Origin of the sequence: Puniceicoccus vermicola (assembly GCF_014230055.1) — a bacterium.
Lineage (GTDB): Bacteria > Verrucomicrobiota > Verrucomicrobiia > Opitutales > Puniceicoccaceae > Puniceicoccus > Puniceicoccus vermicola.
In genome coordinates, this window is record NZ_JACHVA010000056.1 from 1 (window position 1) to 3,582 (window position 3,582).

A 3,582-nucleotide genomic window follows, 5' to 3' on the forward strand; every position below is an offset into this window, starting at 1 on the left:
GAATGGCACTAGTTTAAGGGTATCTACGGGAGAAAAATGCTCTAAAATGGATAAAAGGCTCGTCCCGACCATTGAAATCGCGCAAGCTGTTGATATGAAAAGAGTTAACAGTTATTTGCCCGGTTTCTCCGGTCTTGTGGGACGAGCCAGAAAGCGAACACTGAATCAGTATCGGCGCAATGTCGAGAACGCGAATGCCGGGAAGCCGAATCGGTTGCGGGGTTGGTTCGGCCATCTGGTTCCTTCGAAGGTGTTGGCCAAGCGGCCCGGCGAGCGCAAACGGGGGATGGACCGGGAGTGTTTGTTCTGGGGTTTTCTGGGGCAAGTGCTGCGAGGGGGTTCCTGTCGGGACGCTTTGCAGGAGATCCAGGCCGCGCGCGCTGCGGACGGTTTGCCCGCTTTGAGTTCGTCCACCTCCAGCTACTGCACCGCTCGGCAGAAGAAGTTTACGTCGGAGGATCTCAAGCGTATCCACCGCGAAGTGTCGGACTCGCTCGCGGCAGAGGCCGACCCGGCCTGGGAAGGGCGTCGTGTGCTGTCGGTCGACGGCACGGGAGTGAGCATGGACGACACGCCGGACAATCAGAAGGAGTTCCCGCAACCTTCCGAGCAGAAGAAAGGGTGCGGCTATCCGGTAATGCAGGTGGTGGGGCTGCACGATCTCTCCAGCGGGGCGATGCTCGACTACGAAGAAAGTCCGCTCAATGTCGGCGAAAGCGCTCTTTTCCACGGCTTGGATTTAATCGGACAAGTCGGAGGCGGAGACATCCTGCTCTTCGACCGGGCTTACTGCTCTTATCTGAACACGGCGACTCTGCTTGGCCGGGGAGCTCATGCGCTCGGACGCCTCCACGCCTCCCGCAAGATCTCCTTTCCCAAAGGCTGCGAGGATCGGATCACTACTTGGGAAAGGCCCGCCTCGTCCCAAAGGCCCCTCTACATGGAACTGGACGAATGGAGAGCCTTGCCGAAGTCGATCCGCGTGCGCTACATCCGCCGGAAGATCGAAACGCCCGGTCACCGCCCCGAAGAGATCGTCGTAATGACAACGCTGCTGGATGCTCCCGCCGAAGCGATACTCGACCTGTTCCTGCGCAGGTGGAACATGGAAGTGAGCCTGCGAGACCTCAAAACCACTCTCGGTGCCGATCACCTGCGAGCCAAAACCCCCGAGATGGCCCGAAAGATCTTCGCCATGCACATGATCGCCCATAACCTGATTCGCTGGACGCTCTTGCAGGCTTCCACCGATCACCGCGCACCTCTGGATCGACTCAGCTTCAAAGGAACCGTCGATCTTCTTGAAAACTGGAGGGACATCCCCTGCGATCCGGGCCGGGAAAACTGGGAGCGATTGCTCGAACTGGCAGCCAAAGACAAGATCCCAAAAAGACAAAACAGAATCGAGCCCAGAGTCCTCAAACGAAGACCCAAAACCTTCCCGAAAATGACACGACCCAGACAAGAACTCAGAAACCGAATTTTGACGTCGAAATCCACGCCGCAAAGAGGCTTAAACTAGTGCCATTCACCCCCATGGGGGGGGCAATCACACAAGCCTACCGGCTTGCATCAACTACAACTAAACATCATAACACGAAGAAAATAAAGGAATCCTCTGTCCAGCGATCTCAGGACACATCAAAAGTGTATCACGGAGTGAAGCGCGGAGCGCGTAACGGAGTTGATACCACTGCCTTGTTGAACGAAGCCGCTGCGCGGCAATTTTTCAGGATGTGATCGTGCAGGAATTGGAGGGTGAAAAATGGGCCGCCAGCGGTTAAGCTGACGACCCTATGCATAATAAAAAAACTACGCCCTGTTGAGTATCAGCGTCACGCCTTCGGGTCAATGCTCCGTTTTGCTGAGTATCTTGAGTTGGAGGACTTCCGTCCCCGGACAGCCGCGAGCTATTACCGGGCACTGCGATTGATCGGGGAGCACTTCGGGAAGGATCCGGAGGTCTTGCCGGAGGAGGATCTTCGGAGCTTCTTCGTATACCTGCGGCGGGACCGGAAGTGGGCGCCTACCTGTCCGCCGTAGCCTTTGGCGTAGGAGGAAGAGTTGCCGTCAGTTTCTGGCGGCGGCGAAGCACTTTTACCGGGGGATGCTGGGCCGGGAGTATGCGAGCCTGGACCAGATCAAGGCTCGCGACCGGGAGACGCTGCCAACGGTGTTGACCCCGGATGAAGTAGCCCGGGTCATCTCGGCGGTGCCGCTTTTGCGCTACCGCGTTCCCTTGCTATTGATCTATGCGAGCGGCTTACGGGTGCGCGAGTGCATCCATTTGACCGTCGATGACATCGATGGGCCGGGGAATCGGTTGTTTGTGCGCGACGGCAAGGGCGGCAAGGATCGCTACACGATCCTGGGCACCCCGGTTTACGAAGAGCTGCGGCGTTATTGGCACTGGCACAAGAACCCGAAGTGGCTCTTTCCCGCGGTGGGACGCGGACGAGGCGACTCGGCCGGAGCTGCCTATCGCATGCACCGGGCCGACGAGCCGATGCTCACAGTCCCGCCGTAGGGGAATGAACGTAGTGAATCGGGAGACCCGCACAGTTTGCGCACGCGCCTGTTGGCCGCGGCCCGGGCCGAGCGGGTGACCAAAGCGGTCACCTGTCATAACCTGCGACACAGCTTCGCGACTCATCTGGCCGCTGCCGGGGTGCCGCTGCACCAACTGCAATCCTACCTCGGCCACGCCCACATCGAGACGACCACCGTCTACACCCACCTCACTCCGATCAATCACATCGAGGCCATCGGCTACGTGGACGCCCTGGTCAAGCCGATCCTGCGCCGCTAAGAGTGTCCGGAATCGGGCAGCTGCGCTGCCCGCGGGAGGGCGAGTCACGCCCGCTTACCGTGGCCAGAGTGATCGAGCGCTTCGCTCCGGCCTACTGGGAGCGATACGGCTCGCGCATGAGGCTGGAACAGCGCAAGGCCTTGCAGGCCATCCTCCAGTGCCGCACCCCGGCTCTGGGAGGCCATCGCTATGCCTGTGGATGCGGCCACGAGCACCACGCCTTCCACAGTTGCAATCATCGGCTCTGCCCGCGCTGCGGAGCCGCCGATACCCAAGAGTGGGTTCGCAAGCAACTCGGCAAGCTCCTGCCAGTTCCATACTACCTCGTCACCTTCACGGTGCCCTCGGAGTTACGGTCCGTGATGCTGGGCAACCGGCAGGCTATGGAGCTGCTGATGGGTTGCAGCGCCCGGGCTCTGAACGAGCTCCTCGCCGACCCCGCACGCGGATGCCGCTTCGATCATGCCGGCTTCTTCGGGGTCTACCAGAGCTGGACCCAGGACATGCGTTTCCATCCCCACGTCCACTACGTCGTCCCGGCCGTTGGTCTGGATGAGCGCTGGAAGCTCAAGCATCCGAAGAGTCCGAAGTTCCTTATCCACGCCCAGCCACTGGCCATCCGCTTGCGCACCCTTTTGACGAACGCCCTCCGGGACCACGGGCCGATCCGAGACGAACTGTTCTGGAAGCTCGCCAAAACCGACTGGAACGCCGATGTCGACCGGGCCGGAAACGGCGAGAACGCCGTCAAGTATCTCGGGCAATACATCCGT

3 protein-coding genes and 1 pseudogene are annotated in these 3,582 nt (G+C 59.9%); all 4 read left to right on the forward strand.

Translation table 11 applies throughout. From position 1 onward, the window contains the following. Nucleotides 1-94: 94 nt before the first annotated feature. On the forward strand, nucleotides 95-1,522 hold the full coding sequence (locus H5P30_RS07500; RefSeq protein ID WP_185691546.1) for an IS4 family transposase: 1,428 nt from the start codon (nucleotides 95-97) through the stop codon (nucleotides 1,520-1,522). 329 nt (nucleotides 1,523-1,851) lie between these two features. Further along, nucleotides 1,852-2,043: a phage integrase N-terminal SAM-like domain-containing protein gene (locus tag H5P30_RS07505; RefSeq protein WP_185692351.1), complete on the forward strand. Its 192-nt coding sequence runs from the start codon at nucleotides 1,852-1,854 to the stop codon at nucleotides 2,041-2,043. 130 nt (nucleotides 2,044-2,173) lie between these two features. Then, nucleotides 2,174-2,809, forward strand: a pseudogene (locus H5P30_RS22005) (tyrosine-type recombinase/integrase). A gap of 2 nt (nucleotides 2,810-2,811) precedes the next feature. Then, a partial coding sequence (locus H5P30_RS07520; RefSeq protein ID WP_185692354.1) for an IS91 family transposase occupies nucleotides 2,812-3,582 on the forward strand: 771 nt, incomplete at its 3' end.